Here is an 18,361-nt window from a genome sequence, read left to right on the forward strand (position 1 = left end):
TTGCGGCTATCGAAGGGAAGGACCGGTGTAGTGACCCTGTCCGAGACTCGACTGCACAGCGACACGCCGATCGGACATCGCCGGCCGTCCGTCGCCGGCGCTGTCCGCGCCGACGACGAAACCGAACACGATGACGATCGCCACGAGCCAGAACAAGAACTTGGCCAAGCCGGACGCGCTGACTATGAGTTTCACGTGTGTCCGCCTTCAGAGAGTGAGGCCGGGAGGTCCGGCTCATCCAGGATCTCGTCCGAAGGCTGTGCCACGACAGTGGTTTCCTGTTGCGGTCGCGGACCGCAACAGCAACACTGCCGGGGAAGTCCGTCTACCGGGCTCAGCCCGCCGGGAGCACGCGGCCCCGCACCTCGCCGAAGCCGATCCGCTCGCCGCCCGCACCGGGCGCGGAGCCGGTGATCACGACCTCGTCCCCGTCCAGCAGGAAGGTGCGCTCCTCCCCCTTGACCGTGAGCGGTTCCTTGCCGCCCCACGACAATTCGAGGAAGGCGCCGCGCTGATGCTTCTCCGGGCCGGAGATGGTGCCGGAGCCGTAGAGGTCACCGGTGCGCGACGACGCGCCGTTGATCGTCAGATGCGCCAGCATCTGCGCCGGGGACCAGTACATCTCGCGGAACGGCGGGCGGCTGACCTCCTCGCCGTTCCATTCGACGACCAGGTCGATGTCGAGGCCCCACGGCTTGCTCTCCTTGAGATACGGCAGCGGAAGCGGGTTGTCCTGGCCGGGCAGCGGGACCCGCGCGGCCTCCAGTGCCAGGATCGGCACGACCCACGGGGAGATCGACGTCGCGAAGCTCTTGCCGAGGTGCGGTCCCAGCGGAACGTATTCCCACGCCTGGATGTCGCGGGCCGACCAGTCGTTGAGCAGGACAGCGCCGAACACATGGCGGGGGAAGTCGTCCGGGCTGATCGGGGTGTTCAGCGGGGTGCCCGCACCGACGACGAACCCGAGTTCCGCTTCGATGTCGAGCCGCGTACTCGGCCCGAACACCGGCGCGGCGTCGGCCGGGGTCTTGCGCTGGCCGCTCGGGCGCACGATGTCCGTACCGGAGACCAGCACCGTGCCGGACCGGCCGTGGTAGCCCACCGGGAGATGCTTCCAGTTGGGCAGCAACGGTTCCGCGTCCGGACGGAACAGCCTGCCGACATTCGAGGCGTGGTGCTCGGAGGCGTAGAAGTCGACGTAGTCCGCGACCTCGATCGGCAGCTGCGTCCTCACCCGGCCGACGGGATGCACCGCGCCGTCGGGGATCTCGCCGGAGACCAGCTCGCGGATCCGCTCCCTGACCGCCACCCAGCGGTCGTATCCCTGCGCCATGAACGGGTTCAGCGACGGCGCGGCGAATACGGCGTCGCCGAGCGCGGCGGCCAGGTCGAGGACCGAGTCGCCGACGCGGACGCCGACACGCGGCGAGCCGCCGTCGACGGAGAACACGCCGTAGGGCAGGTTTTCAACGCCGAACAACGAACCGGCGGGGATGTCGATCGTGGTCATGCCTCTCCTCGGGGAGCTTCGAGCAGGCCGAGTCCGGCCAGCTCGGTCAGGGGGTCGGTGATGCTGCACGTACCGAACGAGGTGAAGGCCGCCCGTGCGGCGGCGACGCGGTCCGCGTCCAGCGCCCGCAGCCGCCCGGCGACGACGGCGCCGTCCCGTTCGGCCAGGAAGGTTTCGGGGTCACCGTCGGACTGGAGGACGGCGTCGGTGGCGAGCAGCAGGTTCAGGAAGCCGTGCTGTTCGAACCCGGTCGCCGGGTCGGTGTTGCGGAGCGCGTGGTGCAGCCCGGCCGTGGCCTTGAACGGGACACCCGCGCCGGCCGCGGCCCGGACCGCGGCGGCGAGTTCGGCTTCGTCGGGGTACAGATCGGCGCGGACACCACCGGTACGGAACTTCGCGCGATGGCCGGTGCCGGCGAGGGCGTTCAGGAGCGGGACGCGCCGGTCGTCACGCGGGATCTCGACGAATACCGGGGCGGTGGCACCGGAAAGCGCGGCGAGCACTTCGTCCGGGCCCATCCCGTCCGGCACCGCGATCTCGAGCGCGTCGAGTTCCACCGGCAGGGCGGCGACGGCCTCGATGACACCGTCGAGCTGAGCGGGACCGCCCGGCAGCGTCACCGCGATCCGGAGCGGGACTTCCCGCCCCGCCAGCACTTCGGCGAGGTCGTCGAGTGCGGTCGCGGCGACGACCAGCGGTCCGACGAGGTTCGCGTACCAAGCGGAGACGTACTCGTCGTGCGCCACGACGGCGTCCGGCAGTGGCGCCAGACCCGGCGGGAACACCGCGGCGTCGTCACACAGTCCGGCGAAGAGCGAGGGAATGCGATCACCCGCGTGGTCCAGGCCGTCCTCCGCCATGGTCTCCTCCTCGCCGATTTAGTTCACACTTTTACTACCCGTCGAGCAGGGTAGTCCGGTCCTCCGGTGGACGGGAAGGGCTACTTACGGCTGCGGGTGCCGAACTCCGCGCGGCTGGTGATCAGCTTCCCCAGCAGCATCACGAGGATGCGTTGTTCGGTCTCGGTCAGCGCGTTCGTCCAGCCGAATTCACGCTCGTTGTGCTCGCGGAAGACCGAGACCATCTCCTCCTGCCCCGCCTCGGTCAGCGACAGCCGCACCGAGCGGCCGTCACGCTCGTCCGGGGCCCGGTGGAGCAGTCCGTCCGTGACGAGTGTCTTGACCAGGTTCGACACCGCCGCCCGGCTCATCCCGGTCAGCCTTGCCGCGCTCGTCGGTTCGAGCGGGCCGGCGAGCCAGACGACGAACAGCAGCCGGAACGCCGACCACGACCGGCCGCGTGGCCGGTGCACCGCGGTTTCGAGGTCGTAGGTCACCAGGTCGGAGGCCCGGTTGAGGGTCAGCAGCACCTCGGTCGCGAGCTGGTGACGGAAGCCGTACTCCCGCGCGAGCCGCCGGTTGGCCAGCGCCACGAACGACCAGAAGTCGAGCCCGGCCGCGTCCACGTCTTCCATCGCCGCACCCTAACCCCGCATTCCGAAAATGGTCAAAGTCGAAACTAGTTTGCGCTGATGGAGATACATCCAGCTCGCTACTCGGATCATGGAGGTTTCTCCATGGCGAAGCCCCTGCCGGGCACGGTTTGCTTAAGGCATGAAAACGACCAAGACCGAAGTGCCGCCGGGCACCGGCCGCGCCGTGCGGGTCGCGGCCGGGGAACTGGTGCGGGTGATCGACGTCGACGGCGGCCAGGTGGGCGACGTGTTCGCCTTCACCGGGGACTTCACCGAGCAGCACAGTGTCGCGCATACCCGCGCCGCCGTCGACAGGTTGTTCCCCGCCGTCGGCGAGTTCTTCATGACCGACCGACGCCGCCCCATCCTGACCCTGACCGAGGACACCTCCCCCGGTGAGCACGACATGCTCATCCCGGCCTGCGACCCGGCCCGGTACGCGGCCTTGGGCGCGCCGGATCACCGGTCCTGCGCGGTCAACCTGCGTGAGGCACTGGCCGCTCTCGACTTGAGTTTCGCGGGCCCGATCCCGCAGCCGATCAACGTCTTCATGCGCATCCCGGTCGGCCAGGACGGGCGGCTGAGCTGGCTGACCGCGTCGTCGCGGGCCGGTGACGCGATCACCTTCCGGGCCGAACTGGACTGCGTGGTCGTGGTCTCCGCCTGCCCGCAGGACCTCGTGCGGATCAGCGACGTCCGCCTCTCCCCGCTCGCCATCGAAATCGTCCACAATGGAGGAACCACGTCATGACCACCACCATCGAGCACACCCACCCCGCGCTGACGCCGGTCGCACTCGGCGCGCTCGCGTTGCGCAATCGCTACGCCGTCGCGCCCATGACTCGCGTGTCCGCCCAGCCCGACGGCACGCCCACCGGCGAAATGGCCGACTACTACGCCGAATACGCCCGCGGCGGGTTCGGCCTGGTGATCAGCGAGGGCACCTACACCGACACGGCGGCCAGCCAGGGGTATCTCAACCAGCCGGGCCTGGCGCGCGAAGAGCATGTCGCGGGCTGGCGTGTGGTCACCGCCGGGGTCCGCGCGGCGGGCGGCCGGATGATCGCCCAGCTCATGCACGCGGGTGCGATCTCCCAGGGCAATCCGCACCAAAGCCACAACGTGGGTCCTTCGGCTGTCCAGCCGCGCCGGGAGATGATGCCCGCGTACGGCGGTTCCGGGCCGTGGCCCGCGCCCAAGGAGCTGACGACCGCCGAAATCGACGACGTCGTCGCAGGCTTCGCCGCCGCGGCCGAACGCGCCCGCCAGGCCGGGTTCGACGGCGTCGAGGTGCACGGCGCCAACGGCTACCTTCTCGACCAGTTCCTCACCGACTACACGAACCGGCGCACCGACGAGTACGGCGGATCGGTCGCGGACCGGATCCGGCTGACCGCCCGGGTCGTGACCGCCGTCGCCGAGGCCGTGCCGGATCTGCTGACCGGCGTCCGGTTGTCGCAGACCAAGGTCAACGACTTCACCTACCGCTGGCCGGGTGGCCGCGCCGACGCCGAGGTGATCTTCGCGGCGGTCGCCGACGCGGGTGCGGACTTCCTGCACATCGCGAGCGAAGGCCGTAACTGGCTGGAGACGGCGAAGCTGGACGACGGCAGCACCATCACCGCTCTCGCCAGGGAGGTCACCGGCCTTCCGGTGATCGCCAACGGCGGGATGCACGACCTCGCCCAGGCTCGTGAAGTCCTGTCCGGCGGGCACGCCGACGTGCTCTCGCTCGGGCACGGCGCGCTGGCCAACCCGGACCTGCCTGCCCGGGTCGCCGCCGAAGAGCCACTCGCCGAATTCGACCGGGCGATGGTCAGTCCGATGGTCACGGTGGCGAACGCGCGCCGGTGGCGTGAGAGCCTGCGGTCGTGACGGAAACAAGCTGGCACGGCGGCGCGGCCGCGGTCGCGACCCTGACCTTCGACGTGGACGCGGAGTCGCCGATCCTCGCCCGCGGACGCGGGTACGCCGACCACCTCTCGACCATGTCGCATCAGGCGTACGGGCCGAGGGTCGGCGTGCCGCGCATCCTCGGCCTGCTCGACGAACTGGCCGTGCCCGCGACGTTCTTCGTGCCGGGCTGGGTCGCCGAACAGCGGCCCGGTCTGGCGGCCGCGATCGTCGAACGCGGGCACGAGGTCGCCCACCATTCCTACAGTCACCGCCCGCCGACCTCGATGACCGTGGCCGAACAGCGGGCCGATTTCGAACGCGGCATGGCGGTCTTCGCGAGTCAGGGCATCGAGATCAGCGGGCATCGCGCGGCGGGCTGGGAGTCCACTTGGGACACTCCGGGGCTGGTCGCCGAGTACGGCCTGAGCTACGACTCGTCGCTGATGGCCGACGACCGCCCCTACCTGATCGAGACCTACGCCGGCCGGATCGCCGAACTGCCGGTGCACTGGTCGCTCGACGACTGGGAGCAGTACGCGTTCCTTCCCGCGCCCGAGATCGGCGCGGTGATCAACTCCCCGGCCCGGGTTCTGGAGATGTGGCGCGCCGAACTGGACGCGATGCGCCGCTACCGGTGCCTGTTCAACCTGTGCCTGCACCCGTTCCTGTCGGGCAGGCCGGGGCGGCTGGCCGCGGTGCGTGAGCTCATCGAGTTCGGGCTCGGCCTCGGCGACGTCCGGTTCGCGCGGTGCCGCGACGTCGCGGCCGCGGCACTGACCGATCCGGAACTACCCGCCGAACCGTTGCGGCCACTCGAAGTCGATCCGGCGGTCTATCCGGACTGAGCCGCTTCCAGCGCGAGGAAGAGGTCGACCCGGTCCGCGGTGCGCCCGACATCGCGGCCGGTCAGCTCGGTGACCTTGGCCAGGCGATTCCGCAAGGTGTTGACGTGCACATACAGGGCGGCGGCGGTAGCGGCCCACTGGCCGTCGTGGTCGAGGAATGCCCGCAGGGTCGCCTCCAGTTCGCCGTCGCGGGCGTTGTCGTGCTCGCGCAGCGGGCCGAGCAGGGCGTCGGCGAACGTACGCCGCCACTGCTCGTCGTGCGACTCCAGCAGCAGCCGATAGCTGCCCAGTTCGGCGAAGGTGGCGGCCACCGGCCCGCCGCGCCTGCCGCGGAGCGCGCGGCAGGCCTCACGACTGCGCAGCAACGGGGTGCGCAGTCCGGCCGCGCCGGACACGGGATCGGCGAGCCCGACGACCACCCGCCCGCCGCCGAACCGGTGCGAGACCGCCGCCGCCAGCCGGGGTGCGAGCGACGGTGTCCCCGCGCGCCAGGACAGCACGGCGACCACGTCCCTGCTGCCCGCCGCCACGACCGCGGGCAAGCCTTCCGCCAGCAGGAAATCCGTCACGGCCTCGGCCATTCCCGGCAGGGTCGCCACGTCGTCGTCCCCCGCGAACGCCAGCGCGAACACCGCCAGCGGCCCGTCCGGATCGACCCCGAACGCACGCAGCCTGCCGGGCACCTCGGCGGCACGCTGCGCGCCGGAGAGCACCATGTCCAGCAGCTCGACGGCGAACCGCATCTCGATGGCCTGCACCGCCTGATGCCGCGCCACCTCCAGGCTGAGGTAGCGGGCGGTCTGGTCCAGCGCGTCCCGCTCCTCTTGCGTCAGCTCGGCCGCCGGCCGCAGGCACAGCAGGGCGGCGTCCGCTTCGCCGATCGCGCCGACCGGGAACAGTGCCGCGCGCACCCCCGCGCCCAGCTCCGCCTCCAGCGGCGGTGGATGTCCGGCCAGCGCCTCCGCCGCGGCCCGGAGCTGCCCGGCGTCCAGGTCCGCGCCCGAGGACGCCAGCTCCCGGCCCATCCGGTCGACCACCGCCAGCGGTAGCTCGTGCTCGCCGCGAAGCACCGCCAGCACCCCGGAAGCACCCGCGCCCCTCGACAGCGCCGAGGTCAGCTCGTCTCCCCGGCGCACCAGCGACATCAGCGCGTTCTGCCTGCCCCTGGCCTGGATCGCGGCGGCCGCCCTGGTGACCGCCGTGAACGGCACCGCCACCGAGATCTCCAGCAGCGGCAACCCGGCCTCGCGGCAAGCGTCCGCCAGCGCCGCCGGGGTTTCGCGCTGCTCGACCCGCAAGCCGAAGATGATCCCCGCCGCGCCCGCCCCGAGCACGCGCTCGACGAAATCGGCCGGATCGGTGCGATCGAGCCACAGGCCGTTGGTCAGCACGACTTCACGCTCACGCACGTACGGCGCGGGGTCGGGCAGCTCGGTGTTGTGCACCCACAGGACCTGTCCGGCCAGCGCCCCGTCGCGGCCGGGCACGACGACCCGCAGTTCGAGATCCGGGTCCGCGAGCAGCGTTTCCAAGCTGAGCATGGCTGTGAATATATCCAGCTGTCGAATGCCTGCCTGGAGGATCGGCCAGCCAGGTCGCGTCATCGCTTTGTCATAGTCCCAGCTCTAGCGTGACCGCCAACGTTCCTGATGGTGCTGCTGCTGTCCCTTTCCGACGACGAACACGAGTACCTCGGCCGCGCACCGCAGCCGGGGCTCACCCTCGATCTCCTCGCCCTGGTGTTCACGATCGTCGTGGCGGGGGTCGTCTGGTTCATCCCGGTCCGGCGGCGTACTGCTGTGGGCTGATCTGCTCACAGCAGAGAAACCGGCGGACGGGGCCGGGGCGGCGGCATGGTCGGGGCATGACCGACTACGAGAAGCAACCCCTGTTCGATCAACGGCTCCGGGAACGGTTCTTCAGCCAGCGCGTGCTCGTCCTCGACGGCGCTCTCGACGACGACAACGGCACGGTACTCACCACCCAGCTGCTGTCACTGGCGAGCGAGGATCCCCACAAGGACATCGCGTTGTGGATCCATTCGCCGGGCGGCTCGGTCCCCTCGATGCTGGCCATCCGCGACGTGATGCGGCTCGTGCCCTGTGACGTCGCCACGCTCGCGTTGGGACTCGCGTGCAGTGCCGGGCAGTTCCTGCTCTCCGCCGGGACTCCGGGCAAACGCTTCGCCCTCCCGCACGCGAGGATCCTGATGCACCAGGGCTCGGCCGGCATCGGTGGTTCCGCCGTCGAGGTCGAGGTGCAGGCGGACGACCTGCGCTACACACGGGACACGGTGCTCGGGCTCATCTCCGACGACACCGGCCAGCCGATCGACCGGATCTTCGCCGACTCCCTGCACGACCGCTGGTTCACCACCGAGCAGGCGCGCGAGTACGGCTTCATCGACCACATCGTCGAAACCCTCGACCAGGTCGTCCCCGTACGCACCCACAAACTCGGCCTCGGCTCGGAAAGGAGTGTCGGCGCGTGAGCACCTACACCATCCCCAACGTCATCACCCGCAGTCCCGGCGGCGAGCGGATCATGGACGTCTACTCGCATCTGCTGTCGGAACGGATCATCTACCTCGGGACCGCGATCGACTCCGGCGTGGCGAACGCGCTGATCACCCAGCTGCTGTACCTGGAGGCGGACAACCCGGAGCAGGAGATCAACCTCTACATCAACTCCGAAGGCGGCGACCCGTCCGCGATGCTCGCGTTGTACGACACGATGAAGTTCATCAAGGCGCCGGTGGCGACGACCTGCGTCGGGCAGGCCGTCGCGGCGGGCGCGATCCTGCTGGCCGCGGGCGCGGCCGGGAGCCGGTTCGTGCTGCCCCACACCCGCGTGGTGCTGCACCAGCCCGCCGCGCAGGGCCGCGGCACCATCCCGGACCTGATCCTTCAGGCCGACGAGGTCGTGCGAGTGCGTACGCAGCTGGAGGACATCCTTTCGGCGCACACCGGCCGCGCCGTCACGGATCTACGGCACGACACCGACCGGGACCGCGTGTTCGACGCGGCGGGCGCCGTCGCCTACGGGCTCGCGGACCGCGTCCTCGACGAACGGGGGTGACCCCTCACGCGGCCATGAGCACGGGTCCCGCCGGACGGCGGCCCACCGCGAGACTCGTGCCATGGAGCCGCCGGACCGTGCCCGCGATGCCGACGAGCAGATCCGCCAGGTCGACACCGAGTGCGCCGGTGACCGCGGCGATCATCTCGCTGGACGGTTCCTTGCGGCCGCGTTCGATCTCCGACAGGTACTGCGGCGAGATCCCGGCCCGCTCCGCGACGTCGACGAGCCGGCCGCCCTGTTCCTCCCTCGCCGCGCGCAGGCTCTGACCCAGCACCTCACGCCACAGCGGCTCGGGTTCAGGCTCCGCGTGCTTTCGGCGCTTCTGGTGGAAAGGGAGGATGTCCGCCATACGGTCATCCTGACAGCCGGGCCGGTGCCCGCGTACGGTGTTCCGCTCAAGGCGAAAACACCGCGGGTCGGCTCGGGTCATCCCTGGACCGACAGGCCGCTCTCGGCCGCGATGATCCCCGCGACCGAGACGGCCTGTTCGCTCGTGATCCTCGCGCCGCGCAGGGTCAGCAGGCCTCGGACGCCGGAAAGCCTCGAGGCGCGGAGATCGCAGCCTGCCGCGCCGGTCGCCGCGAATTCGGTGCCGGTGAACTGACAGTCCACAAAGGTCAACCGGGAAAGGTCGCCCGAAAACACCGTCTCCCGGAACGAACAGCCGGAGAACACGACCGCGCCCTTCACCCGTTCGACGACGATCGACGCGTAGTCGAACTGCCCGTTCTCGACGTACAAGTCGGTGGCGGAGGCGATCGCCATGCCCAGCCCGATCGCCCGGCAACGAAGGATTTCGACACGCCGCGCCGTCAGTTCGCGGATCGCCGCGTTGGACAGATCCACACCTTCGACGATCACGTCGGACAGCGCCAGCCTGTCGAGGCGGGCGTTCGCCATGCCCACGTCCGAGACCACGGAGCGCGCGATCTCCCCTCCCCCTCGGGCCTCGCTCTGGTCGCCGCCGTCGAGGTGGACGGAGTCGAAGTCGAAGTCACCCTGGAACGAGGCCGGTTCGCTCGGGAGCCCGTCCCGTTCGACCGAAGGCCGCCGTACCTTGACGTCGCCGAAAACCCGGAACTCCATGGCCGGACCGTACCTCAGGCGAACTGTCATCCAATCCTCATAGCCCCTTCGGCACGCTTGCCTTCGAACCGCACAAGCACGCCATAGGGGGAAGCCGGATGCTGTTCCAGCTCCTCGGACCGCTCGAAGCCCAGGCACCGGGAGGTCCGTCACTCGCCATCAAACCGGGCAAGCCGACGACGGTACTGGCCGCGCTGCTGCTGGACCGCGGCCGCTGGGTCGGTGTCGACAAGTTGATCGACGCGACCTGGCACGATCGTGCCGCCCCGGCGTCGGCCGCGGGCAATCTGAAGTCCTATATCTGCGGGCTGCGCCGGGCGCTGCCCGAGACCCGCATCGAGAGCAGGCCGGGCGCGTACCGGGTGCACGTGGCACGCGGCGAGGTCGACATCGATCACGCCGACGCGGCATCCGCCGAGGCACGCCGGGCACTCCGCGACGGCGAGTTCGAGCGGGCGGCCGAAGTACTCGTGGACGCGCTGGATCTGTGGCGGGGCAGGCCTTTCGAAGGGTTGCGGACACCGGAAGCGAGTGTGGAGATCGCACGTTTGGACCGGCTTCACGCGCAGTTGCGCGAAGATCTCGCCGAGGCCCAGCACCGGGCAGGCCGGGATCTGGAGGCGATCACGCTGCTGCACGGGCTTCTTGACGAAGACCCGCTACGGGAACACGCCTGGGCCAAGCTGATCCAGGTCCTCACCAAAACCGGACGGCGCGGCGAGGCCCTCGCCGCCTATCGCCGCGCCCGGTCGGTCATCGTGCGGGAACTCGGCGTCGAGCCGGGTGCGGCACTGGCGGGCGCCCATCACGACGCTCTTCGCGGGTGCGCCTGACTCCTCCCCGAGGATGCTATGAACGACTCGTTACTCGCGAATTTTGCAAGTAACGGGCCGTTCATAGCATCCCGGAGGGCTACTTCACGCTGACAGTGGCGCTGGACCAGGAAGAGCCGTCGGGGGCCTTCACCGTGACGGTCCTGGACTGGCCGGGTTTGAGCCCAATGCTGTCCACGGAGGCGGGCTTCTTCCCCGGAAGCGGCTTGTTCACTGGAAGAGGCTTGTGCACTGGAAGAGGCTTGTGCACTGGAAGAGGCTTGTGGGTCTTGAGCTTCCGCAGCTCGTCTTTCGCCTTGTCCAGCTCCCCCTTGGCCTTCTTGACCTCTTCCCGCGCCTGCTCGACGAGTTTCTTGGCCTTGTCCAGCGAGCCGTGGGCCTTCCTGACCGAATCGACGATCGGGTTCACCGCGGGCGGAACGGCCGGGGCGGGCTCCTCGACGACGATCACCCGCGGCACGAGCCGGATCTGTTCCTTGGCGACCGCCGTCTTGACCATCGGGGTGCGCGCCTTCTGGTGCTGCGCCTTCTTCTTCACCGGAGCCACGGCGTGGTTGACGTGCGCCACCTTCTTCACCTGGACCGGTTTCGCGGCCGGGACGGCGGCGACCGCGGCAGGTGAGGCGGGCTTCTGGACAGGCGGAGTGACGGCTTGTTTCGGGGCAGCCGCCGCGGCGGGTGCCGGAGTGGCGGCCGCGGTGGGTTCGTCGGCGCTGTCGAAGGCGCCGAAGGTCCACGCGCCGACGGCGGCGGTCGTCAGACCGGCGACACCGATCACGCCCGCACGTTTGAAGTCCATGGGATACCTCGATTTCTCGTTTTTCGCCGTGACGGTCACGGCCGGGTTTCGTCTTCGTAGTGGCGTTCGTAGAACTCTTCGGCCAGCGAGCGCCCCATGAGCCCGCCGAAGATCCCGGCGGCGACACCGACGGCGATCCCGGCGGGGGTGGCGATGAGCAGGCCGGTGGTCACCCCGAAGACCAGCGACGCGGTGCCGCCGCCCATTCCGGTGACCGCGGACCGGCTGGGCACCTTGTCCTCGTGCTCCAGGTAGTAGTCGTACTCGGCCCGCTCGACGACCTCGGCGTCCGAAGTGGACGGTGACTGGCCGGACCAGACCTCCTCCGGGATCACCAGATACCGCGGAAGCGCGGGGACGCGGGACGCGGCGAACTTCCGGAACGCGGACCGCATCGACAGCGCGGGACGTTCGGCGAGAGTGGTGGCCACGGCACTCAGTCCTGGTGCCCGGTCATGATCTTGAACGGCCGGTCGTGGTCCTTCGGCTTCTCGAGGCTCTCGCGGAGTTTCTCCAGCTCGCCCTTGGCCTTCTTGAGGTCGGCCCTGGCCTTCTCCAGCAGTTTGTCCGCCCGCTCCACCTTCTCGACCGCGTCCTGGACCTGCTTCCGGATCCCACGCGGAGACGTCATCGACGCCGGTGCGACAGCGGCCGCCCGGACGATGAACCGCTTCTCCGGCAGGACACCGGAGAGTTTCGGCGTGACGGCCTTCTTCACCACCGGCACGGAAGGGGACACCTTTTTGACCGTCCGCGCGGGTTTCACCGGCTGTTTGACGACCGGTGCCCGGACGGGCAGGACGGCTTTCACCGCCGGAGGCGACGCGATGCGCGCCGGCGCGGCAGGTACGACAGGTGCGGCACGTGCGGCAGGCGCGGCAGGCGCGGCACGTGACGCGGGCGTGGCGGGTGCCGTCGCCTTGGTCCGCGGTGCCGCAACAGGCACCGGTGCCTGTTGCGGTGCCGCCTGCGCGGCGTCCTGGACCGGTTTTTCGTCGGGTTTGTCGTTCACCAGCGCGTTCGCGGTGCTGGCGCCGATGGCCGCGGTCGCGAGCCCGGCGACGCCGTAGACGGCTGCCCGCCGGAAATTGTTCTTCTGCTTCATCCGTCCCACCTCGCTGATCCGTGCCGTCGTACGGTGTTGCCGAGCAGCTTGGGGTGAGCCGGTTCAGTGCCGGTACATCGGCGGTTCATTCGCTTCGGACCGTGTCAGGAAACGGTCACCGGCACCACGATTCCCGGTTCCGGGCCTATTCTGGGACGATGCGACCGGAAGACGGGCAACTGCTCGGCGGTGGATCGGCAGGTGAGGTCTTCGCGGTGCCGTCCGCCGACGGCGACGTCGTGCTGAAGGTGTTCCCCGGCAGGCTGTACCAGCGCACTCGCTCGCGACTGGACCGCGAGCTGGAGCGGCTTTCCGCGCTGGACGGCCAGATCCTGGTGCCGGACGCCGTCGAGGAGCTGTCCGACGGCCGGTGCGCGTTGCGAAGTGAGCTCTGCACGGGATCACTTCAGGATCTGATCGAGGCCATGGGACCGCTCCCGATCGCCGACGTCCTCGTCCTCGGTTCGGCGATCGCGACGACCCTCGCGGCGGCGCACGAAGCCGGGATCGTCCACGGCCGTCTCACTCCCGCCAACGTCTTGTTCCGCGCCACGGGCGAGCCCGTGCTCAACGACTTCGAGCGCACCCTCCGGCCGGTGTTCGTCCGCGATCCTGGCCACGGGAGCCAACTCCTCGCCCCGGAGAAAACCGTTGACGAGCGCTCGGATCTCTACGGGCTCGGCGTCGTGCTTCACCTCGCGCTGACCGGTTCGCCGCCGGATGAGGACCAGCACCGGGAGGACGCGCCGATCGACCTCCTCGCGCTCACCTCGCACCTTCTCGCCGAGGATCCTGCCGCCCGCCCGGCCGATGCCACGCTGGTCGCGGAGATACTGGCCGGGCTCGCCGAGGAGTCCGTTGTGGAGGAGCCGCGGCAGTCCCCGCTCGTGACGATCGCCCCGGAACAGCCTCACCGAAAGCGGTCCCGGTGGCCGGCGCTGACCATCGGCGCGGCCACCGTCCTCGTCGTCGCGGCGTGGTTCGTCCTGCCGGATTCGACGGAGACCGCGGCGCAGGCACTTCCCGGCCCGGCCATTCCGGCGACCTCGTCCGCATCCGCCAAGCCGAAGGTCGAACCGGCGGCACCGGTCGACCACGGTTCGACGGTCGAGTTGTCCTGGCAGGCGCCGGAGGGCTTCGCTTCGGCGATCGTGATCGCGGGCGAGACCGGTGACGCGAAGACCACGATCGTCCGGCAGCAACGCACCGTACGGATCCCGGTCGAGCCGGGACGGAAGTACTGCTTCCGGGTGCAGATCACCGACGGCGGCACGGTCGAAGAAAGCACGCCGATCCCCATCCGGGGCGCGCACTGCCACCCATGATTGTTGTAGCGTGGACGAATGGCCACCGTGATCGCGGGACCCGGCGACACGGTGCTCAAGGTGTATCCGGCGTCGCTGGACCGCGAGACCCGGACGGCGCTGGAGCGCGAACAGGCCGCGCTGTCGGCCCTTGACCACCCCTCGATACTGCCGGTGCGGAAGATCAGCGAACTCGCCGACGGCCGCGTCGCGCTCCGGATGCAGCGCTGCGAACGCACCCTCGCCGGGCCCCTGCCGCTACGGGACGTCCTCGTACTGGGCGAGACCGTCGCCAAGGCGCTGGCCGCCGCACACCGGGCCGGGGTCGTGCATGGTTCGGTGACGCCGGGGAACGTCCTGTTCCTGCGCACGGGCGAACCGGTGGTCGCCGACTTCGGAACGGCGCTCAGACGGCGATTCCCGCATGACCCGATGCACGAACTCGAGTTCATCGCCCCGGAAACCGTGCGTGAGGAGACAATGGACGAACGCACCGATCGGTACGGTCTCGGCGCCCTTCTGTATCTGGCGCTGACCGGCGAGCCTCCACACAGGACGGTGGCAGGTGAAGAACCCGGCACCCGGATCCACCGGGTGCTCACCGGACCCGTCGCCCCGATCACCCGGCCCGATGTCCCGGACGACCTCGTGGCGCTCGTCGACGGCCTCCTCGCCAAGGACCCCGGTAAGCGTCCGGCTCATCCGGAAGAGCTGTTCGCGGCCCGGCGGCCCGGCGAGCCGATCCTCGTACTGGAGCCGTCCCGCCGGGAACAACCGCCGCCGCCCAAGAAGTCCAAACGGGGTTACGTGATCCTCGCCGGGATCTGCGTCCTGTTCGCCGCGCTGTGGTTTGGTTTCGCCGCAGGCAACACACGCCCCGCCCCCGTGCCCACCCCGGTCGGGATCGAACTCGCGCCGCCTGTCGACCGGGGCGATCATGTCGAGCTTTCCTGGACCTCCAACGCCGAACTGGATTACGCGGTCATCCTCGCCGAAGAAGGCAGTCCGGATCCGCAGGTGATCATGGCGCACCGAAGCACCCAGCGGCGGGTCGACGTCCGGCCGGGCCTGCGGTACTGCTTCCAGATCCAGGGCAGGAACCCTCAGGGCACCTACGAAAGCCGGTTCGAGCCGATCCGCGGCGCCACCTGCAAGCGGTGACTCAGGTGCCACGCGGCGGGAACAGGACACGGAGGTCGATCGCCGCCCGCAGCCGCGAGTGCCACGGCCGCCGATTCAGTCCTTTTCGGACTGTCCGCACCGCGGACCAGGCCTCGGTCGCGACGTTCGGCGCGGTTCCGGACCACAAAGCTGCGTCGACCGTTCTCGCCAGTGAATGCAGTCCGTCCACTGTGGTCTGCTCGCCGAAGACGGTGGCGGACGCGGCCAGATCCCGCACGGTCATTCCCGTCGTCACCCGGACGCCGTGTGCCCGGAGCCGGTCCCGCGCCTCGGCCCAGGCGCCGACGACCGCGGCCGGGCCATCCCGGCGTCGACGTCGCCAGGCCCGGACCGCGGTCAGCCCGGGGACGCCGACGCTCCACAACACCAGCAGGGCACCGAGGCCGATCGTGACGGCGAGCGCCGTCGGCCACCAGTTCCACGAACCCGCCGCACCATCCTCTTCGGACTCTTCCGACGGGAGCCGCGGGTTCTCCAGCACCGGCGGAAGCTGGGTGCGCACTTCCACGACCGCGGCGGTGACGCCGACGGCGGCCGCGGTTCCGCTCTGCTTCGCCGCCCCGGCCGGGTCGAGCGGCACCCAGCCCACCTTGTCGACCGCGACCTCCGGCCACGCGATGATGTCGCCGTTGCGGACCACATGGACACCGTCGGCCCTGGCCTCCGGCGCCCGGTAGCCGACGACCAGCCGGGCCGGGATCCCTTTGAGGCGGGCCAGTACGACGTACGCGGCGGCGAATTGCTCGCTGGTACCCCGTTTGTCGTCGAGCAGGAACCGGCGCAGTTGCGGCCAGCCGTGCCCGGTCGGGAGGTCGTCGCCGGTGGCGAGCCGGTAGCCGTCGGCGAAGTACCGTTCGAGTGCGACGGCGGTCTGGAACGACGGCCGCAGGCCGGGCAGAACACGGTCGGCGAGTTCGTCGATCGACGGCGGCACCGCACCCAGCCCGCCGAAACCGCCGGGAAGCCGGTGGTTCGTCCCCGCGCCCACCAAGGCGTCGCGGGCGATCTCGGGTTCCCACCAGCCGAGGGTGTAGCGAGAACCCGGCGACGGCTGCCCGGCGACCAGGGTGCCGCGGGCCTCGTCCACGAGGACGTCGGCGCCGGTCGCCGAGGCGGGCGACGTCTGGCCGGGAAGCCAGGGCCCGGACGAACCGGTCACTTCGACGACGGCCTGGTGCCGGGCGGCCGGGACCTCGATCCCGGCGGCGGGTGCCACCTCCGCGCCCAACCACCGGAAACCCCCGCCGGGTGACCAGTTCGAGCCGTCGAACTGGTCAAGTACGACCAGCGGCCAGCGCCGCGAAGCCGGCGTGTCCCCGGTGTAGCGGAAAACCTCGGGCGACGGATTCCGGCCGCGGTAGGCGATCTCGGCGAGCGGGCTCGCGACGGACGCTTCGGTGACCGGCACCGCTTCGTCGTCCTTCAACGAATACGCGGGCCGGGCGAGCGGATCGGCCGCCATGAGCGCGAGCGCGCCCACGACGCCGAGTACGACCCCGGGCGTGATCAGCTTCAGCAGCCGGGGAAGCGCGGTCCCCCGCCCGGTCGTCAGCAGCAGCCCGGCGATGGCCGCGTACCCGATTCCCGTGGCCACCGCGGCGAACCCGGTGACCGCGACGTAGGCCTGGCTCAGCACCAGGACCAGCAGACCCGGTACCAGCGCGAGCAACGGCCGCCGGAGGCGGTGCGACAGTTCGATCCCCAGCGTCCCGGCGAGCAGGACGGCCAGCGGCACGAACGAGAGCAGCCGCGGTTCCGGGCGGGCGGGCCAGGTCGATCGCAGGGTGAGCCGCCAGCCATTGACCGCCCCGTCGGCCAGCGCCGCCAGCGTTTCCCCGGCCGGGATCCCAGGCAGCACCGTCTCGATCACCGCGAGGAGACCGGCCGCGAGCGCGAGCACCGGCCGCCACGGCACCAGGCCGGGGAACCGCCTGCCGAGTTCGGTCACCCCGAACACCGCCAGTACCGCCACCCCGATCGGCGGGAGCAGCGCGGTGAAACCGAACACCGGCGCGAAAAGCAGCCCGCCGATGGCCGCCGCGGCGAGCACGGCGGCGTCGGCGGCACGCGGGGTCACGACACCAGTTCGTTCCACCGGCTCACCGCCTCGGCCGCGTCCGCCGCGCTGATCCGGCGGGCGTGCGGGACGCCGTCGACGCCGTGCACGCCGAGGCCGTCCATCCCCAGCCCGTGGGTGCCGACGCCGAGGACGAACATCGACGAGAAATACGGCCGGACGACAGAGAGCCCACGCAGATCCGGGCCTGCCCTGCCGGTGACGACGACGAGACAGCCACCGCGGACTCCCTTGCGGGACAACGCCGCCGGGATCATCGGGCGGGCCGCGTCCGGATACTGGCCTGCTTCGCACAGGACGTCCAGCAGGCGCCGGGCCGCCTGCGCCCCGCCGAACGTGGTCAGGTCCTCACCCGACGGCGTGAGCAGGCGGCACCGGTGCCCGGCCACCGCCGCCGCGTTCACCAGCGACGCCGCCAGCTCCACGGCCTCTTCGAATTCGTTCTCCGACAACACTTTCGACCGCGTGTCCAGCAGGAGGGTGAACCGGGGGTGGTCGGGGTCGACGTAGTCACGGACCATCAACTGACCGGTCCGGGCGGTGGCCTTCCAGTGCAGGTGCCGGACTTCGTCCCCGACGACGTACTCGCGCACGTCACGCAGGTCCGCCGAACCGTGCAGTGAATCGTCCGTCGTCGGGCCTTCGTGGTGGTGCCGGGGGTGGCCGGTCGCCGGCGCGCGCACCGGACGCAGTTTCGGATAAACCCACAGCGTGGCGGTGTCCCCGGCCGGGAGCGGCCGCCGGACCAGGCCGAAGGGATCGGCGCGTTCGAGGATGAGCGGGCCGACGGTGAACCGGCCGCGCCGCCGCGTCGGCAGTTCGTAGTGATAGGTCGCCTCGCCGCCCGGCGGCAGCGAACGGACCGTCACGGCCAGTTCGGCCCCGTGTTCACCGTGCTCCCGCGCGGTGAACCCCGGCTCTCGCCTGGTCCCCGGATTCCCCACCAGCAGCCGGGCCAGCGCGGGGTGTCCGCGTTCGACCCGGTCCGGGAAGACGTCGCGGCGCGCCGTGACACGGGGACGCCGGATCGCCAGCGCGACGCCGGCGAGGAGTACGCCCACCGCGGCTCCCGCCAGTACGCGCAGCAGCGGATAGCCTGCCAGTTCGCCCACGCCGTAGAACAGCACGGCGGCGATCAGTACCCCGGTTCCGCGTCTCGTCAGCCGCAT

The 18,361-nt window shown here is 70.4% G+C and carries 21 protein-coding genes; 9 read left to right on the plus strand and 12 right to left on the minus strand.

Annotated elements, in window-relative coordinates:
• Positions 1-6: 6 nt before the first annotated feature.
• The 4 genes from AB0M65_RS16345 to AB0M65_RS16360 all read right to left on the minus strand — a co-directional run bounded on the left by AB0M65_RS16345 (position 7) and on the right by AB0M65_RS16360 (position 2,984).
• Positions 7-195 carry a hypothetical protein gene (locus AB0M65_RS16345; RefSeq protein WP_364027841.1) on the minus strand — a complete coding sequence of 63 codons (189 nt, stop codon included), beginning with the start codon at positions 193-195 and terminating at the stop codon, positions 7-9.
• A gap of 139 nt (positions 196-334) precedes the next feature.
• The gene (gene fahA / locus AB0M65_RS16350; RefSeq protein ID WP_364027844.1) at positions 335-1,510 is read right to left on the minus strand and encodes a fumarylacetoacetase; all 1,176 of its coding nucleotides are present in this window, start codon (positions 1,508-1,510) and stop codon (positions 335-337) included.
• Entirely contained in the window at positions 1,507-2,370 is an 864-nt protein-coding gene (locus AB0M65_RS16355; protein WP_364027847.1) for a hypothetical protein, read from the minus strand. The genes fahA and AB0M65_RS16355 overlap by 4 nt, the downstream gene beginning before the upstream one ends.
• Positions 2,371-2,450: 80 nt before the next feature.
• On the minus strand, positions 2,451-2,984 hold the full coding sequence (locus AB0M65_RS16360; protein ID WP_364027850.1) for a MarR family transcriptional regulator: 534 nt from the start codon (positions 2,982-2,984) through the stop codon (positions 2,451-2,453).
• A 139-nt stretch (positions 2,985-3,123) separates the two neighbouring features.
• Between AB0M65_RS16360 and AB0M65_RS16365 the strand changes: the two genes are divergently transcribed.
• The 3 genes from AB0M65_RS16365 to AB0M65_RS16375 are packed head-to-tail and all read left to right on the plus strand — an operon-like array spanning position 3,124 to position 5,725.
• Positions 3,124-3,735, plus strand: coding sequence for an urea carboxylase-associated family protein (locus tag AB0M65_RS16365; protein WP_364027853.1), 612 nt, complete (start codon positions 3,124-3,126; stop codon positions 3,733-3,735).
• Positions 3,732-4,859, plus strand: coding sequence for an NADH:flavin oxidoreductase (locus AB0M65_RS16370; RefSeq protein ID WP_364027856.1), 1,128 nt, complete (start codon positions 3,732-3,734; stop codon positions 4,857-4,859). The genes AB0M65_RS16365 and AB0M65_RS16370 overlap by 4 nt, the downstream gene beginning before the upstream one ends.
• Positions 4,856-5,725 carry a polysaccharide deacetylase gene (locus AB0M65_RS16375; protein ID WP_364027859.1) on the plus strand — a complete coding sequence of 290 codons (870 nt, stop codon included), beginning with the start codon at positions 4,856-4,858 and terminating at the stop codon, positions 5,723-5,725. The genes AB0M65_RS16370 and AB0M65_RS16375 overlap by 4 nt, the downstream gene beginning before the upstream one ends.
• On the opposite strand, the gene AB0M65_RS16380 is transcribed toward AB0M65_RS16375, so the two are convergent.
• The gene (locus AB0M65_RS16380) at positions 5,713-7,266 is read right to left on the minus strand and encodes a helix-turn-helix domain-containing protein (protein WP_364027862.1); all 1,554 of its coding nucleotides are present in this window, start codon (positions 7,264-7,266) and stop codon (positions 5,713-5,715) included. The genes AB0M65_RS16375 and AB0M65_RS16380 overlap by 13 nt on opposite strands.
• A 108-nt stretch (positions 7,267-7,374) precedes the next feature.
• On the opposite strand from AB0M65_RS16380, the gene AB0M65_RS16385 reads away from it, so the two are divergent.
• The 3 genes from AB0M65_RS16385 to AB0M65_RS16395 are packed head-to-tail and all read left to right on the plus strand — an operon-like array spanning position 7,375 to position 8,803.
• Positions 7,375-7,533, plus strand: coding sequence for a hypothetical protein (locus tag AB0M65_RS16385; protein WP_364027865.1), 159 nt, complete (start codon positions 7,375-7,377; stop codon positions 7,531-7,533).
• A gap of 56 nt (positions 7,534-7,589) precedes the next feature.
• The gene (locus tag AB0M65_RS16390) at positions 7,590-8,216 is read left to right on the plus strand and encodes an ATP-dependent Clp protease proteolytic subunit (RefSeq protein ID WP_364027868.1); all 627 of its coding nucleotides are present in this window, start codon (positions 7,590-7,592) and stop codon (positions 8,214-8,216) included.
• The gene (locus AB0M65_RS16395; protein ID WP_364027871.1) at positions 8,213-8,803 is read left to right on the plus strand and encodes an ATP-dependent Clp protease proteolytic subunit; all 591 of its coding nucleotides are present in this window, start codon (positions 8,213-8,215) and stop codon (positions 8,801-8,803) included. The genes AB0M65_RS16390 and AB0M65_RS16395 overlap by 4 nt, the downstream gene beginning before the upstream one ends.
• A gap of 4 nt (positions 8,804-8,807) precedes the next feature.
• Here the strand turns inward: AB0M65_RS16395 and AB0M65_RS16400 are convergent, their stop codons facing one another.
• Positions 8,808-9,155 (minus strand): helix-turn-helix transcriptional regulator, encoded by a 348-nt coding sequence (locus AB0M65_RS16400; protein ID WP_364027874.1) that lies wholly within the window; start codon positions 9,153-9,155, stop codon positions 8,808-8,810.
• 77 nt (positions 9,156-9,232) lie between these two features.
• Positions 9,233-9,892: a pentapeptide repeat-containing protein gene (locus AB0M65_RS16405; protein ID WP_364027877.1), complete on the minus strand. Its 660-nt coding sequence runs from the start codon at positions 9,890-9,892 to the stop codon at positions 9,233-9,235.
• 98 nt (positions 9,893-9,990) lie between these two features.
• On the opposite strand from AB0M65_RS16405, the gene AB0M65_RS16410 reads away from it, so the two are divergent.
• Positions 9,991-10,725: an AfsR/SARP family transcriptional regulator gene (locus AB0M65_RS16410; RefSeq protein WP_364027880.1), complete on the plus strand. Its 735-nt coding sequence runs from the start codon at positions 9,991-9,993 to the stop codon at positions 10,723-10,725.
• A gap of 79 nt (positions 10,726-10,804) precedes the next feature.
• Here the strand turns inward: AB0M65_RS16410 and AB0M65_RS16415 are convergent, their stop codons facing one another.
• The 3 genes from AB0M65_RS16415 to AB0M65_RS16425 are packed head-to-tail and all read right to left on the minus strand — an operon-like array spanning position 10,805 to position 12,629.
• Positions 10,805-11,524 (minus strand): hypothetical protein, encoded by a 720-nt coding sequence (locus AB0M65_RS16415; RefSeq protein WP_364027883.1) that lies wholly within the window; start codon positions 11,522-11,524, stop codon positions 10,805-10,807.
• Positions 11,525-11,559: 35 nt separating this feature from the next.
• Entirely contained in the window at positions 11,560-11,955 is a 396-nt protein-coding gene (locus tag AB0M65_RS16420) for a hypothetical protein (protein WP_364027886.1), read from the minus strand.
• A gap of 5 nt (positions 11,956-11,960) precedes the next feature.
• Complete coding sequence (locus tag AB0M65_RS16425; RefSeq protein WP_364027888.1) at positions 11,961-12,629, minus strand: hypothetical protein; 669 nt, start codon at positions 12,627-12,629, stop codon at positions 11,961-11,963.
• A 158-nt stretch (positions 12,630-12,787) separates the two neighbouring features.
• On the opposite strand from AB0M65_RS16425, the gene AB0M65_RS16430 reads away from it, so the two are divergent.
• Both AB0M65_RS16430 and AB0M65_RS16435 read left to right on the plus strand, forming a co-directional pair.
• Positions 12,788-13,954, plus strand: a complete 1,167-nt coding sequence (locus tag AB0M65_RS16430) for a hypothetical protein (RefSeq protein ID WP_364027891.1) — start codon at positions 12,788-12,790, stop codon at positions 13,952-13,954.
• A gap of 18 nt (positions 13,955-13,972) precedes the next feature.
• Complete coding sequence (locus AB0M65_RS16435) at positions 13,973-15,094, plus strand: protein kinase (protein WP_364027893.1); 1,122 nt, start codon at positions 13,973-13,975, stop codon at positions 15,092-15,094.
• 1 nt (position 15,095) lies between these two features.
• Here the strand turns inward: AB0M65_RS16435 and AB0M65_RS16440 are convergent, their stop codons facing one another.
• Both AB0M65_RS16440 and AB0M65_RS16445 read right to left on the minus strand, forming a co-directional pair.
• Positions 15,096-17,210: a transglutaminaseTgpA domain-containing protein gene (locus AB0M65_RS16440; protein ID WP_364027896.1), complete on the minus strand. Its 2,115-nt coding sequence runs from the start codon at positions 17,208-17,210 to the stop codon at positions 15,096-15,098.
• Entirely contained in the window at positions 17,189-18,361 is a 1,173-nt protein-coding gene (locus AB0M65_RS16445) for a DUF58 domain-containing protein (protein ID WP_364027899.1), read from the minus strand. The genes AB0M65_RS16440 and AB0M65_RS16445 overlap by 22 nt, the downstream gene beginning before the upstream one ends.

It is taken from the genome of Amycolatopsis sp. NPDC051071 (genome assembly GCF_040682875.1).
Lineage (GTDB): Bacteria > Actinomycetota > Actinomycetes > Mycobacteriales > Pseudonocardiaceae > Amycolatopsis.

Excerpts from the sequence above, each read along its gene's own strand:
- fahA (WP_364027844.1), bottom strand. The coding sequence starts at position 1,510 with ATGACCACGATCGACATCCCCGCCGGTTCGTTGTTCGGCGTTGAAAAC.
- AB0M65_RS16355 (WP_364027847.1), bottom strand. The coding sequence starts at position 2,370 with ATGGCGGAGGACGGCCTGGACCACGCGGGTGATCGCATTCCCTCGCTC.
- AB0M65_RS16360 (WP_364027850.1), bottom strand. The coding sequence starts at position 2,984 with ATGGAAGACGTGGACGCGGCCGGGCTCGACTTCTGGTCGTTCGTGGCG.
- AB0M65_RS16365 (WP_364027853.1), top strand. The coding sequence starts at position 3,124 with ATGAAAACGACCAAGACCGAAGTGCCGCCGGGCACCGGCCGCGCCGTG.
- AB0M65_RS16370 (WP_364027856.1), top strand. The coding sequence starts at position 3,732 with ATGACCACCACCATCGAGCACACCCACCCCGCGCTGACGCCGGTCGCA.
- AB0M65_RS16380 (WP_364027862.1), bottom strand. The coding sequence starts at position 7,266 with ATGCTCAGCTTGGAAACGCTGCTCGCGGACCCGGATCTCGAACTGCGG.
- AB0M65_RS16385 (WP_364027865.1), top strand. The coding sequence starts at position 7,375 with ATGGTGCTGCTGCTGTCCCTTTCCGACGACGAACACGAGTACCTCGGC.
- AB0M65_RS16390 (WP_364027868.1), top strand. The coding sequence starts at position 7,590 with ATGACCGACTACGAGAAGCAACCCCTGTTCGATCAACGGCTCCGGGAA.
- AB0M65_RS16400 (WP_364027874.1), bottom strand. The coding sequence starts at position 9,155 with ATGGCGGACATCCTCCCTTTCCACCAGAAGCGCCGAAAGCACGCGGAG.
- AB0M65_RS16405 (WP_364027877.1), bottom strand. The coding sequence starts at position 9,892 with ATGGAGTTCCGGGTTTTCGGCGACGTCAAGGTACGGCGGCCTTCGGTC.
- AB0M65_RS16410 (WP_364027880.1), top strand. The coding sequence starts at position 9,991 with ATGCTGTTCCAGCTCCTCGGACCGCTCGAAGCCCAGGCACCGGGAGGT.
- AB0M65_RS16415 (WP_364027883.1), bottom strand. The coding sequence starts at position 11,524 with ATGGACTTCAAACGTGCGGGCGTGATCGGTGTCGCCGGTCTGACGACC.
- AB0M65_RS16425 (WP_364027888.1), bottom strand. The coding sequence starts at position 12,629 with ATGAAGCAGAAGAACAATTTCCGGCGGGCAGCCGTCTACGGCGTCGCC.
- AB0M65_RS16430 (WP_364027891.1), top strand. The coding sequence starts at position 12,788 with ATGCGACCGGAAGACGGGCAACTGCTCGGCGGTGGATCGGCAGGTGAG.
- AB0M65_RS16435 (WP_364027893.1), top strand. The coding sequence starts at position 13,973 with ATGGCCACCGTGATCGCGGGACCCGGCGACACGGTGCTCAAGGTGTAT.
- AB0M65_RS16445 (WP_364027899.1), bottom strand. The coding sequence starts at position 18,361 with ATGCGGCTGACGAGACGCGGAACCGGGGTACTGATCGCCGCCGTGCTG.